Annotated in this window: 13 protein-coding genes and 1 tRNA gene; 7 read left to right on the top strand and 7 right to left on the bottom strand. The window is 62.1% G+C overall.

What is annotated here, in order from left to right:
• Positions 1 to 39 precede the first annotated feature (39 nt).
• From NKH73_RS01575 to msrB, 4 genes are all read left to right on the top strand, one after another.
• Positions 40 to 579, top strand: a complete 540-nt coding sequence (locus tag NKH73_RS01575) for a sigma-70 family RNA polymerase sigma factor (RefSeq protein ID WP_127291227.1) — start codon at positions 40 to 42, stop codon at positions 577 to 579.
• Positions 576 to 1,274 (top strand): anti-sigma factor, encoded by a 699-nt coding sequence (locus tag NKH73_RS01570; protein WP_352927067.1) that lies wholly within the window; start codon positions 576 to 578, stop codon positions 1,272 to 1,274. The genes NKH73_RS01575 and NKH73_RS01570 overlap by 4 nt, the downstream gene beginning before the upstream one ends.
• Positions 1,275 to 1,483: 209 nt before the next feature.
• Positions 1,484 to 2,041: a fasciclin domain-containing protein gene (locus NKH73_RS01565; RefSeq protein WP_352927064.1), complete on the top strand. Its 558-nt coding sequence runs from the start codon at positions 1,484 to 1,486 to the stop codon at positions 2,039 to 2,041.
• A 222-nt stretch (positions 2,042 to 2,263) separates the two neighbouring features.
• Positions 2,264 to 2,767, top strand: a complete 504-nt coding sequence (msrB, locus tag NKH73_RS01560; RefSeq protein ID WP_352927061.1) for a peptide-methionine (R)-S-oxide reductase MsrB — start codon at positions 2,264 to 2,266, stop codon at positions 2,765 to 2,767.
• A 132-nt stretch (positions 2,768 to 2,899) separates the two neighbouring features.
• On the opposite strand, the gene NKH73_RS01555 is transcribed toward msrB, so the two are convergent.
• Both NKH73_RS01555 and NKH73_RS01550 read right to left on the bottom strand, forming a co-directional pair.
• Complete coding sequence (locus NKH73_RS01555; RefSeq protein ID WP_352927058.1) at positions 2,900 to 4,492, bottom strand: DHA2 family efflux MFS transporter permease subunit; 1,593 nt, start codon at positions 4,490 to 4,492, stop codon at positions 2,900 to 2,902.
• Positions 4,493 to 4,514: 22 nt separating this feature from the next.
• Positions 4,515 to 5,696, bottom strand: a complete 1,182-nt coding sequence (locus NKH73_RS01550) for an HlyD family secretion protein (protein WP_352927055.1) — start codon at positions 5,694 to 5,696, stop codon at positions 4,515 to 4,517.
• Positions 5,697 to 5,855: 159 nt separating this feature from the next.
• Here NKH73_RS01550 and NKH73_RS01545 point away from each other — a divergent pair, with 159 nt between their 5' ends.
• Positions 5,856 to 6,575, top strand: a complete 720-nt coding sequence (locus tag NKH73_RS01545; protein WP_352927052.1) for a TetR/AcrR family transcriptional regulator — start codon at positions 5,856 to 5,858, stop codon at positions 6,573 to 6,575.
• 34 nt (positions 6,576 to 6,609) lie between these two features.
• Here NKH73_RS01545 and yihA read toward each other — a convergent pair whose 3' ends face one another.
• The 5 genes from yihA to rpmH form a co-directional block, all read right to left on the bottom strand.
• The gene (gene yihA / locus NKH73_RS01540; protein WP_352927050.1) at positions 6,610 to 7,269 is read right to left on the bottom strand and encodes a ribosome biogenesis GTP-binding protein YihA/YsxC; all 660 of its coding nucleotides are present in this window, start codon (positions 7,267 to 7,269) and stop codon (positions 6,610 to 6,612) included.
• Positions 7,266 to 7,904, bottom strand: coding sequence for a CatB-related O-acetyltransferase (locus NKH73_RS01535; protein WP_352927048.1), 639 nt, complete (start codon positions 7,902 to 7,904; stop codon positions 7,266 to 7,268). Before NKH73_RS01535 ends, yihA begins: the two co-directional genes overlap by 4 nt.
• 264 nt (positions 7,905 to 8,168) lie before the next feature.
• Positions 8,169 to 9,998, bottom strand: a complete 1,830-nt coding sequence (yidC, locus tag NKH73_RS01530; RefSeq protein ID WP_352927045.1) for a membrane protein insertase YidC — start codon at positions 9,996 to 9,998, stop codon at positions 8,169 to 8,171.
• Positions 9,999 to 10,011: 13 nt separating this feature from the next.
• On the bottom strand, positions 10,012 to 10,365 hold the full coding sequence (gene rnpA / locus NKH73_RS01525) for a ribonuclease P protein component (protein WP_352927042.1): 354 nt from the start codon (positions 10,363 to 10,365) through the stop codon (positions 10,012 to 10,014).
• Between the two features lie 16 nt (positions 10,366 to 10,381).
• Positions 10,382 to 10,516 (bottom strand): 50S ribosomal protein L34, encoded by a 135-nt coding sequence (gene rpmH, locus NKH73_RS01520; RefSeq protein WP_008833937.1) that lies wholly within the window; start codon positions 10,514 to 10,516, stop codon positions 10,382 to 10,384.
• A 302-nt stretch (positions 10,517 to 10,818) separates the two neighbouring features.
• Between rpmH and NKH73_RS01515 the strand changes: the two genes are divergently transcribed.
• Entirely contained in the window at positions 10,819 to 12,318 is a 1,500-nt protein-coding gene (locus NKH73_RS01515; RefSeq protein ID WP_352927038.1) for an ATP-binding protein, read from the top strand.
• A gap of 213 nt (positions 12,319 to 12,531) precedes the next feature.
• Positions 12,532 to 12,608, top strand: a tRNA-Arg gene (locus tag NKH73_RS01510).
• The last annotated feature ends 204 nt before the right edge of the window (positions 12,609 to 12,812 follow it).

Genomic DNA, 12,812 nt, shown 5'->3' with positions numbered 1-12,812 from the left:
CCGTTGCAAATACATTGCAATTGCCTAATTTGGCAGCCGATGACGCCGCAGGACATCAGCAACCTGATCGTCCGGACTTCGATGAAGGACCGGGCTGCGTTCGATCTGCTCTACCGGCAGACCAGCGCGAAACTTTTCGGCGTCTGCCTTCGTGTATTGAAGGACCGGGGAGAGGCAGAAGAGGCGCTGCAGGAGGTCTTCGTCAAGATATGGACGAAGGCGGACCGTTTCGCCGTTTCGGATCTAAGCCCGATTTCCTGGCTGGTGGCCATCGCGCGCAATCATGCGATCGATCGCATCAGGGCGCGGCGAGAGCCTGCCGCCTATATCGATGCTGCGCTCGAGGTGGCCGATCCGGCGCCGGGACCAGAGGCTGCGGCTGTTGCGGGCGGTGAATCCGAGCGCATCTATCGTTGTCTCGACGAATTGGAAAAGGACCGGGCGGCGGCCGTCCGGGGCGCCTATCTGGACGGCGAAAGCTATGCCGAACTGGCGGCACGCCATGACGTGCCGCTGAACACGATGCGGACCTGGCTGCGGCGCAGCCTGCTGAAGCTCAGAGAGTGTCTGGAAAGATGACGCCGGTAGACGATAACGGACCGGAACCTGGGGGCGACGACCTGTTCGCCGCCGAATATGTTCTTGGTGTCCTAGACGCGGACGAGCGCGAGATCGCGTCACGTCGTATCGACGCGGACGCCGCTTTCGCGCGCCTTGTCGATGCATGGGAGGCGCATCTTTCGCCGATGGCAGGCGCCTATCCGGAGACAGAGCCTCCGATCAGGGTCAAGGAGGCGATAGATCGCCGGCTGTTCGTCGCAGAGCCTCGCGCCGGTCTCTGGTCGAGCCTTGCCTTCTGGCGCGGTCTTGCCGCAGCTTCTGTCGCGGCACTGGCGATCACCATCGCCGTGCCTTACCTCAACCCGCCGGTCGAACAGCCGCGGCTTGTCGCCTCGCTGGCCGCCGACGGCAGCGACGTCAGATATCTTGCCGTCTATGACGCCGCCCATCGCGAGGTCGGCCTGTCGCATGTCTCGGGCGAGCGTGCCGCCGGCAAGGACTTCGAACTGTGGATGATCGAGGGCAAGAACCCGCCGGTCTCGATGGGTGTCATCCCAGCCGGTCAGACCGCGCATATGACCCTCTCACCGGCCGTTCAGGAAAAGCTTGCGCAGGGCGCCGTGCTTGCGGTCAGCCTCGAGCCGGCCGGCGGTTCGCCGACCGGTCAGCCGACCGGCCCCGTGGTCGCTGCGGGCGATTTGAAGAGCATCTGATCGCCCCTGTCGTCTCGCCTTCTCGAGAATGGTTAAATCAATCTCCGTGGTGGCATTAGATTAGGGAGCGTGAGCTCGAGAAGTCCATGCTTTGAATAATCGCCATGAAAATTAAAATTTTTCCATGATTGGAGAAACTCACGCACTGGTCCCGCCGTATCTCCTTGCGCCCCCAAAGAGGGGAAAGATAAACTGAGGAGATTGAGATAATGCGTAAATTCGCCACCCTTTTGCTTGCCGGAACGATCGCCGTCTCAGCGCTCGCCACCGCCGCCTATGCCGAAAATCCGATGGTCGGCGGCGCCGCCATGTATGCCACCAAGAATATCGTCGAGAACGCCGTCAACTCGAAGGATCACACGACACTGGTCGCGGCCGTCAAGGCCGGTGGTCTCGTCGACACGCTGCAGAGCGACGGCCCCTTCACCGTGTTCGCGCCGACCAACGAGGCCTTTGCAGCGCTCCCGGCCGGCACCGTCGACACGCTGCTCAAGCCGGAAAACAAGGACAAGCTGGTCAAGGTCCTGACCTGCCATGTCATCGGGGCCAAGGCGCTGGCTGCCGACGTCACCAAGATGGTCATGGACGATGGTGGCGCGCACAAGGCCAAGACAGCAGGTGGTTGCGAGCTGACGCTCAAGGCCGATGGCGGCAAGGTCACGGTGACCGACGAGAACGGCAATGTTGCCAACGTGACGATCGCCGATGTCGAGCAGTCGAACGGCGTCATCCACGTCATCGACAAGGTTCTCCTACCGAAGATGTAACGAACGGCCTGCTGCCAGCGAAGATATGGCTGTGGCTCCATGCCGATGGCGCGGGTTTCCGCTCGCGTGACCCGCGCTATCGGCAAGCGTATACTCCGCGCCATCCTCGCCCTCCAAGCGGGGGGTCGGTGCGGAGTCTCCGTTTTCAGGAGCTAGCCGTCACCGGCTTTTGATTTCCGTATGGCGGTCGAATTTGGCAAACGGATAACAGGAGGAATGGTCATGAACCGTCGCGATCTTTTTTTGAGCGGTGCGGCTGTCATTGGGGTGGCTGCAGGTGCCGCAGCGCTGTTGCGCATGGGCCGGCCGCAGGATGCACGCGCGGCCGAAACCTTCGAGGTCACCAAGACCGAGGCCGAGTGGCGCGCTATCCTGTCCGACGCGTCCTTCAAGGTGCTGCGCAAGGAAGGCACCGAATATCCCGGCACCAGCCCATTGCTCAACGAACATCGCAAGGGCATTTTTGCCTGCGCCGGTTGCGACCTGCCGCTCTATTCCTCCGAAACCAAGTTCGATTCCGGTACCGGCTGGCCGAGCTTCTGGCAGGAGATCCCCAACGCCGTCGGCGAGACCGTGGACCGGTCTATGGGCATGACCCGAACCGAGGTCCACTGCCGCCGCTGCGGCGGTCATCTCGGCCATGTCTTCGACGACGGTCCGCCGCCGACCGGCTTGCGTCATTGCATCAACGGCGTGGCCTTGACCTTCAAGCCGGCCACGGCCTGAGATGGAAACAAAGAGATAGAGGGGCGGAGGGTCCGCCGCTCCCAGACATCCTAACAGTTGATTTGCGCATGACCCCGAAAATCGCCTTTCGGGGTCATGCGCGAGGGCGCCAGGCGGGGGATCCGGCGCTCCTCAGTGTCCGCCACCGCCGCCGCCCTGTGCGGCTGGCTTGCGGATCACCAGGGTGAAGAGCCCAAGCGTCGCGAACAGCACCGTCAGCATGACAAACACATCCATGAAGGACAGCAGCGACGCCTGCTGCTGGACCATGCCTGACAGTTTAGAGATCGCCGCCTTGGAAGCGTCGAGCCCGGCAGTTTGCTCGAAGTTGAGCGTCATGTTCTGCAGCTTCTCCTGCGCGGCCGCACTGCCCCATTGCACATGTTCGGAGAGCCTGGCGTAGTGGAAGGCATTGCGGTCGATCAGCACCGTGTTGATGACGGCCAGGCCAACAGCGCCGCCAAGATTGCGGGTCAGGTTGAACAGGCCCGACGCGTTCTTCAACCGCTCGGGCGGCAAGGTTCCGAGTGCAATGTTGTTGATCGGCACCATGCACAGCATCATCGAGCAGCCGCGCAGGATCTGCGGGATCAGCAGTTCATAGAAATCCCAGTCGGCGGTGAGATGCGTCATCCACCAGGTACCCGTGGCGAAGCCGAAGAAGCCGATCATCATCATCAGACGCGGGTCCATCTTGTTCGACAGGATGCCGGAAATGGGGGCGGTGAAGAACATAGCCAGGCCGCTGACGAACAGCGCCTCGCCGATCATCAGGGAATCGTAGCCGCGGATGCGCCCGAGGAACACCGGATAGAGATAGGTCAGGCCGTAGAGGCCGATACCGACGACGAAGGAGAACAGCGAGCCGAAAGCGAAGTTGACGTTGGTGAAGGCCTTCAGGTCGACAATCGGCTCCTCGGCTGTGAAAGCGCGCCAGAAGAACAGCACCGCGCCGACGGTCATGATGGTGGCGCAGATGAACACCGCCTGATCCTGCAGCCAGTCGTTGTTCGGACCTTCCTCCAGCACATATTCCATGCAGCCCAGGAAGGCCGCCATGCCGGCAAGGCCCCACCAGTCGAACTTGCTGAACAGCTTGAGATTGGGCTTGTCGAAGTCGATCAGCGACCATGCCGCAGCGGTGACCAGGATGCCGGGCACGACATTGATCAGGAACAGCCAGTGCCAGGACATGGCATGGCTGATATAGCCGCCGACGGTCGGGCCAATGGTCGGCGCCAGCGTCGCCACCAGACCGATCATCGGCGACACCATGGCGCGGCGCGACGGCGGGAAGATGGTGAAGGCGGCAGCGAACACGCTCGGAATCATGCCGCCGCCGATGAAGCCCTGGATGGCCCGGTAGACGATCATCTGGTCGATATTTGTGGCGGTCGCCGCCAGCGCACTCGCGGCGGTGAAGCCAGCCGCGGAGACGGTGAACAACACGCGCGTCGACAGCATCCGGCTGAGAAAACCCGACAGCGGGATCATGATGACTTCGGCGATCAGATAGGCGGTCTGCACCCACGGGATCTCGTCGGAGCTGGCGCTCAAGCCCGCCTGGATCTCGGCCAGCGAGGCCGAGACGATCTGGATGTCGAGGATCGCCATGAACATCCCGAACACCATGGCCAGGAAAGCTATGACACGCCGCGTGGAAATGGTGTCAGGCGTAGCCGGGCTCGCCGGCGGCGATCCTGCCGTCACGGTTGCGGTTGCCATGGCATTGCTCCCAAGCGGCCGCTCAGTTCGACGCGGCCGGCGCCGTGCGGCTGTCGACGGCGACGACGACGCTTAAGCCCGCGCGCAGCTTGCCTGTCTTCAGCACATCCGCCGGCACGTCGATACGAACCGGCACGCGCTGCACGACCTTGGTGAAGTTGCCGGTGGCGTTTTCCGGCGGCAGCAGCGAGAACACCGCGCCGGATGCCGGCGCCAGCGACGAGACGGTGCCCTCGAAATCCTCACCGTCGATCGCGTCGACCGAAATCCTGACCTTTTCGCCAGGCACCAGCCGCGCGAGCTGGGTCTCCTTAAAGTTGGCGACGATATAGAGCTTGTCCATCGGCACGATGACGGCGAGCTTCTGTCCCGGGCTGATCAGGTCGCCCTGCTCGACGGAGCGGTTGCCGACGACGCCGTCATAGGGCGCGCGCAGCACGGTGAAGGACAGGTCCCGCGCGGCCTTGTCACGGGCAAGCTGCAGCGACGCCAGCGTGCTTGCCGTCTCCGCACGCTGCGCTTGGAGCACACCGATATTGGCCCGCGCCGCCGCGATCTGGGCATCGGCGCCTACAAGGGCGGCATTGGCCTGCTCGACCGCGGTCTGGGCATCATCCAACTGGGCCTGGGTCCCGACATGTGTCTTGAGCAATTGGGCGGCGCGCGCTTGAACTCGCGCCGCATTGTCGGCAGCGGCCTGGTCGGCGGTCTTCTGCGCCTGCGCTTGCTCGAGCGACGCCCGCGCCGCCTCGGTCTGGGCGTCGATACGGTCGAGCGTCTTGGTCAAGGTGGCGATCTGCGCCTCGGCCTGGGCGACCGCTATTTTGTAGTCGCCATTGTCAACGACCAGCAGCGGATCGCCGGCCTTGACCTGCTGGTTCTCGGTCACCTTGACCTGATCGACATAGCCGGAAATTTTCGGCGAGATGAACGCCATGTCGGCCTGCACATAGGCGTCGTCGGTTGAGATCATGAAGCGCCCGTCGGTCCAGTAATCATAGCCATACCAGGCGCCTGCGCCGAGCAAGCCAAGCGCGATGATCGGCAATAGAAGGGAGCGCGCCGAACGTTTCTTTTTGGCCGGCGTCTCGGCCGGAGGACTTATTGCGGGCTCAGTCGGTGCGTTCGGCGCCTCGATTGCTGGCGCGACCTTGGCGTTGGGGAATGGGCGGACGTCCGCGGTGGGGGTTGCGTTCGAGGACATGGAATCTCTCTTGGCATTTCTCTGGAAACGAGCCATCTCTCTGGAAAGTCAGTCAGACTGAACCGTTCGGTTCGATGCAGACGTTGACTTAGCGCAGGGAGAGGGCCATATCAAGGGTGATCGAACCGATCGGTTCGAATATTTTCGAGGTGTGACGTTATGACCGATCCCGACAAGGATCAGTGCGATCTGCTGGATGGCCTGCGTCGCGGCCGCCCCGCGGCGGGACAGGACCCGGTCAAGCGCAGCCAGATCATCGACGGCGCCCGTCGTGTCTTCATCGACAAGGGCTTTGAGGCGGCGTCGATGAACGACATCACCCGCGAGGCCGGCGTCTCCAAGGGCACGATCTATGTCTATTTCGCCAACAAGGAAGAGCTGTTCGAGGCGCTGATCGAGGAAGAGCGCGGCACGATCTTCAAGAACATGTACGATATGCTCGACCGAGCCGACGACCTTCGCGAGACGCTGGTGAAGTTCGGCAAGGTCCTATCGCTCAAGATCACCTCGGCCAAAGTCATCCAGGCACAGCGCACCGTGATCGGCGCGTCCGACAGGATACCCGACATGGGCGCGCGGTTTTACGAACGCGGCCCCAAACGCGGCCATGACAAGGTCGTGGAATTTCTCAATGCCGCCATCGAGCGCGGCCTGCTGCAGATCGAAGATGTCGATCTTGCCGCCTATCAGTTCACCGAACTGTGCCTGGCTGGCCTTTTCCGCCAGTGCATATTCGCCTATCGCACCAAGGCCCCGAGCCAGGACGAAATCGACCACATCGTCAGGTCAGGCGTCGGCATGTTCCTGAAGGCCTACGGCACCGAAAGGCTTGCGACGGAAGAAAGCCACCAGATGATTGCGCTGGAGGCCAAGCGCTAGAGCAATCGCTTGGCGCCGCCCAAAAACCTCACATCTAGCCGCCATTGGCTGCCAGCACGATCGCCGCGCGCAATTCCTCGAGGCCTTCGTTTTTTTCCGACGACGTGGCGAGAACGAACGGAAACGCGGCCGGCCGCTTCTTGATCTTCTGCAGTGTTTCTTCGATCAATCGCGGCACGCCGGCCGCTTTGATCTTGTCGGTCTTGGTCAGCACGACCTGATAGGACACCGCCGCTTTGTCGAGCAGCGACAGCACCTCGTCGTCCTTGGCCTTGATGCCATGGCGAGCGTCGATCAGCACGTAGACGCGCTTCAGCGTGACGCGGCCCTTGAGATAGTCGAAGACGAGTTTCGTCCAGTCGTCGACCTTTTCCTTGGGCGCGGTGGCATAGCCATAGCCAGGCATGTCGACCAGCGCCATCGGCGGCAGGTCGGCGCCTTCGCCGGAAAATCCTCCCGGAACGAAATAGTTGAGTTCCTGCGTCCGCCCCGGCGTGTTGGACGTGCGCGCCAGCCCCTTCTGATTGACCAGCGCGTTGATCAGCGACGATTTGCCGACGTTCGAGCGGCCGGCAAAGGCAATCTCCGGCGGTCCTTCCGGCGGCAGGAATTTCATTGCCGGCACGCCGCGGATGAAGATCCACGACCGCGTGAACAGCTCGGTGCCGATCACGGTCTTGTTCAACGCGTTCAAACCGCTGCCTCCAGAAGAGAAATATCGGCGCCTCTGATGGCATTTAGGTTGCGGCTGATCTTTTCCACCGGCCAATCCCACCACGCCGTTGCCAAAAGCCGCCGGATGGTCCTGTCGTCGAAGCGCATCTTCACTACCTTGGCCGCATTGCCGGCGACGATCGCATAGGGTGGCACGTCATGCGTCACCACCGATTTTGCCGCAACGATGGCGCCGTGGCCGACCGTCACGCCGGGCAGGATCACCGCCTCCATGCCGATCCATACATCATTGCCGACCACTGTGTCGCCTCGATATTCCTTCGACCAGGTGGCTGGGTCGAAACCCTCTTCCCAGCCATGACCGAAGATGTTGAACGGATAGGTCGAAAAGCCGGACATGGCATGGTTGGCGCCGTTCATGATAAAGCGGGCACCCTCGGCGATGGCGCAGAATTTGCCGATGATCAGCCGGTCGCCGATGAACGGATAATGATGCAGCACGCATCGCTCGGCGAATTTGTCGGGCCCGTCCGGATCGTCATAATAGGTGAAGTCGCCGATCTCGATGTTCGGCGCCGTGACCAATCCCTTCAGGAAACCGACGCGCGTATGCAATGGGATCGGGTGCTTGATGTTGGGGTTGGGTCCGATCATGGTCTGGCTCCATCGGCGAAAAAACAGACAAGGTCAAAATAGCGCGATCCGCCCGGCAGCACCAACTGCATGCGCGCAGGATCATCCTTACCTGTTCATCGACGGAACGCTCCTGAAACGAGAGCGAGCTTATAGGGGTGTGTCGCGGCGACGTCTACCGCCCGGCGGATTCGTTTCGCCGTCCGGCGGCGGCTCGGTTGTGCGAAAAAAGCCCCGGTCTGTGAAGTGACCGGGGCTTTTCTGAATCCGCAAATGGGGCGCCGGCTATTCCGCCGGCGACGGTTTCTTCCGGAAAAGCGCGACCAGATTGTCCCACAACTCGATCTTGGCGCCCTGGCGCTTCATGATCACGCCTTGCTGGATGATCGAAAGCAGATTGTTCCAGGCCCAGTAGATGACCAGGCCGGCCGGAAAACCCGCCATCATGAACGTGAAGACCACCGGCATCCAGGTGAAGATCATGGCCTGCGTCGGATCCGGCGGCGTCGGGTTCATGCGCATCTGCAGGAACATGGTCACGCCCATGATCAGCGGCCAAACGCCGATCATCAACATATGCGGCAGTTCGATCGGAATGAGGCCGAACAGGTTGAAGATCGAGGTCGGGTCGGGCGCTGCCAGATCCTGGATCCAGCCGAAGAACGGTGCGTGCCGCATCTCGATGGTGATGTAGAGCACCTTGTAGAGCGCGAAGAAGACCGGGATCTGCAGCGCCACCGGCCAGCAGCCGGCGAGCGGGTTGATCTTCTCGGTCTTGTAGAGCTCCATCATCGCCTGCTGCTGCTTCATCTTGTCGTCCGCGTATTTCTCGCGGATCTCAAGCATCTTCGGCTGCACCTTCTTCATGTTCGCCATCGACGCGTAGGATTTGTTGGCAAGCGGGTAGAAAACGGCTTTGACCACGACTGTGGTGGCCAGAATGGCCAGACCGAAATTGCCGAAGAATTTGTACATCGTGTCGATCAGGTAGAACATCGGCTTGGTGATCCAGATGAACCATCCCCAGTCGATCAAACGGTCGAACAACCTGATATGGCGATCTTGCGCATAGGCGTTGACCTTGGCGACTTCCTTGGCGCCGGCGAAGATTTCGGTCTCTACCGTCGCCGATTGGCCGGCATCAACATTGATTGGGTCGGTGAGGAAGTCGGCCTGGTAGCGCGGGCGGCCATCATCGAAATAGGCGTAGCGCGGCTGGAACGGCTGCTTCTCGGTCGGCACCAGCGTCACCGCCCAGTATTTGTCGGTGATGCCCAGCCAGCCATCGGTCGACTTGCCCGGCGTGAACTGCTTGTCCTCCTCGACGGAAGCGTATTTGTGTTCTTGGAGGCCCTCCGTGCCGGTGACGCCGATCAGCCCTTCATGCAGCACATAGATGCTGGCGACGGCAGGCTTGTCGAAGCGGGTGACACGGCCGTAGTTCGACAGGGTAACTGCGGTCGAACCGGAATTCTGCACCGTGTCCGAGACCGTGAACATATAGTCGCTGTCGACGGAGAAGGTGCGCTTGAAAGTCAGGCCCTTGTCGTTGGTGAAGGTCAGCGCGACCGGTGTCGCCGGGGTCAGTGTTGCATTGCCGTCGACGGTCCACACCGTTTCCGGCCCCGGCACCGCGCCGGTCTTGTCGCTGCCGACAAAGCCGATCTCGGCATAGTAGCCGGTAGGCAGCGCCGCCGGGTTGAGCAACTCGATCTCGGGCGAGTTCTTGTCGACCGTCGTCGTGTAGTGCTTGAGCCTGAGATCGTCGAGCCGTGCGCCGGTGAGATTGATCGAGCCCTCCAGGCTCGGCGTGTCTATCTTGACGCGCTGGGTCGACGCCAGCGCCTGCTCGCGGCCGGCCGGCGTCGCGCCGTCGGTTCCGGATGCGTTGGGGCCCGCTGAGTTGGGAATGGCACCTTGCTGCGGCACCGGCGTTTCGCTACCGCCCGGACTGGTGCTTGGGGCCGCCTTCTTCTGCTCCGCTACCCGCTGTTCTTCGAGGCGGGCCTTCTCGCGCTGTGCCTCGCTCTGCGGCAGCACGTAAAAATACTGCCAAAGCGACAGGATCAGCACCGACAGTGCGATGGTGATGAAGAAGTTCCGGTTGTTTTCCATCGAAAGCCTTGGCCTATCGTGTTCCGCGCAATCGGCGGGAGAGTTCGGCCTTCAATTGGCCGAACGGAGTGGTAAGCACGTCTTCGCGCCCGACGATGACATAGTCATTGCCAGGCGCCATGTCACCCGCGGCATGGGTGCGCACGGCTTCTCTCAGCCGCCGCCGGATGCGGTTGCGCACGACTGCATTGCCGACCTTCTTGGTGACCGTGTAGCCGACGCGAGGCGCCTCTGTGTCGCTGCGGTCCAGAACCTCGACGAGAAAAAGCCGCCCGCGGCGCTTCTCGCCACGCCGGACGGCCAGGAAGTCCGCGCGCTTCAGAAGCCGCTTGGGATGTGCTCCCGCTGGCTTGCCGGTTGCGGACAACGATCTCGTCTTCCGGTCAGGCGCTGAGCCGCTTGCGACCGCGGTTACGGCGGGCTGCGACGACGCCACGACCACCCTTGGTGGCCATGCGGGCACGGAAACCGTGCCGGCGTTTGCGGACGAGTTTGGACGGTTGGTATGTACGCTTCATTTGTTTTAATACCGCGGGGTGCGGCCCTTCTTGATTCTGTCACTCTGTAACAGGAGCTTTGCCGGGTCGGTTTTGGCGCGATCGAAACCGCGCCGGGACGAATGGCCCGAGCGTGAGCGGGCTTATAGAAAGAAGGGTTTTGGAAGTCAATCCGGCGCCGACATCAGGCGCCGTCAGGCTGATGGCCGAAGTGATCGCCGAACCTGGGCAGTCTCATCCCGTACTGGGACGAAGGACGAAATTGGCAAAAAAGCCGCAATGGCCTAATCTTGGCCGATCAAGTGATCGTGAAGAAAAGCAGCATGAGTGAAATCCCATCCGCGGATGACAGGACCGATCGGGCGGCGACCGCCGCCCGGACGGTGCCCCGTACCGTGCCCTTGTCGCGTGGATTGTCGACAAAGCTCCTGCTGCTCACCATCGTCTTCGTGCTCCTGGCCGAGGTCCTTATCTTTCTGCCCTGGATCGCCAGCTACCGGCTGAGTTGGCTGAAGGAGAGGCTGAACACCGCCGCCGCCGTTTCGATCGTGCTGGTGCAGGGAGAGCCCGCCTCGCTGTCCCGCGCTGCCCAGAACGACGTGCTCACGGCGATCGGCGCCAAGGCGATCGCCGTGCGCGACGGCGGCATCTCGCGCCTTTTGGTGGTGGCTGAAATGCCGCCGCAGGTCGACGAGCATATCGACATCGCCAATGTCGGCCTGGTCGAGGGCATGACCAGTGCTTTGGACACGCTATTTTTCGGCGGCGAGCGGATGCTGCGCGTTTTCGGGCCTGTCGGCGACAGCGACAAGGAATTCGAGCTGATCATGCCCGACTACAGCTTGCGCAATGCCATGCTTATCTATTCGCGCAACGTCGCCTTTGTCTCGCTGCTGATCTCGCTGTTCACCGCCATGCTGGTTTATGCCGCCATAGACCTGATCATGATCGGGCCGATCCGGACAATGACGCGTTCGATGCTGGCCTTCTCCGAGGCGCCGGACGACCCTGGGCGGATCATCCACCCAGCCGCCCGCGCCGACGAGATCGGCGTTGCAGAGCGCGAGCTCTCGCAGATGCAGGAGCGGCTGCAAAAGATGCTTGCCGAGCAGAAGCACCTCGCCGACCTTGGCCTCGCCGTGTCGAAGATCAACCACGACATGCGCAACATCCTGGCGTCGGCACAGCTGATGTCGGACCGTCTGCGCCAGGTCAAGGACCCGACCGTGCAGGCCTTTGCGCCGAAACTGCTGCGCGCGCTCGATCGCGCCGTATCCTATTCGGAAGGCGTGCTCGCCTATGGCCGCACCCAGGAGCCGCCGCCGTCGCGCCGCAGGCTCAGGCTGCGCCAACTGGTCGACGACGTCCACGGCCTGCTCGACACCGAAGGCGGCATCGAATTCGTCAACGCTGTCGATCTGGCTTTCGAGGTGGATGCCGATTCCGATCAGCTCTTTCGCGTGCTCACCAATCTTTGCCGCAACGCCGTGCAGGCAATGGCGGCGGACGCGGAAAGCGCGGTGGTGCGCCGGTTGGCGGTGTCGGCAGAGCGCGTCGGCAGCGTCAGCCGTATTACCGTCACCGACACCGGCCCCGGCCTGCCGCCGAAGGCACGAGAGAACCTGTTCGCGGCGTTCCGCGGCTCGGCCCGCAGCGGCGGCACCGGCCTTGGCCTGGCGATCGCCCATGAATTGATCCGCGCCCATGGCGGCACGGTGGAGCTTGTCGAAAGCAGAGGCGGTCGCACCACATTCGCGGTCACCATTCCCGACGAGCCGGTCCGGCTCGACCAGGCCCGCAATGGCCTGCGCCGCCCGGCCTGATCCGGGGCAATTCCCTGATACGCAGCAATTGCAGGAAAAGTGTGTAGCGGTTTTCCGTCCAGAATTGCTCAGAACAACGAGCCGGCCAGCGCGAACAACAAAACTTTTGCCGGATCGGCTTGCTTTTCGGAAATTCAGTCGCTAGGGAACACGTCACATCGCGGCCGGTCGCCAGGATCGGATCGCGGGGCTGTGCAAAGCATAGCCTGTTGCGCGCCCGTAGCTCAGCTGGATAGAGCACCAGACTACGAATCTGGGGGTCAGGAGTTCGAATCTCTTCGGGCGCGCCAATCTTTTCAAAGACCTATCGGTCGGTTGCCCCTCGGTGTTCTGGGTTTCAAATGGGTGACAATCGGTTAGCCGGTGTCAAAAAGTACCCACGTTCGATCTACGACTGCGGATGATCGACCCACCGCCCCGCCACAGCGCAAATGCGGGGGCGGCCTTCATGCATCTCAGACAAACCTCTGCAAAGGGTGATCAAAATTTTGCTA

Origin of the sequence: Mesorhizobium sp. M0938 (genome assembly GCF_040319125.1) — a bacterium.
Classification (GTDB): Bacteria; Pseudomonadota; Alphaproteobacteria; order Rhizobiales; family Rhizobiaceae; genus Mesorhizobium; species Mesorhizobium robiniae.
This window is presented reverse-complemented; position numbering and strand designations above follow the sequence as displayed.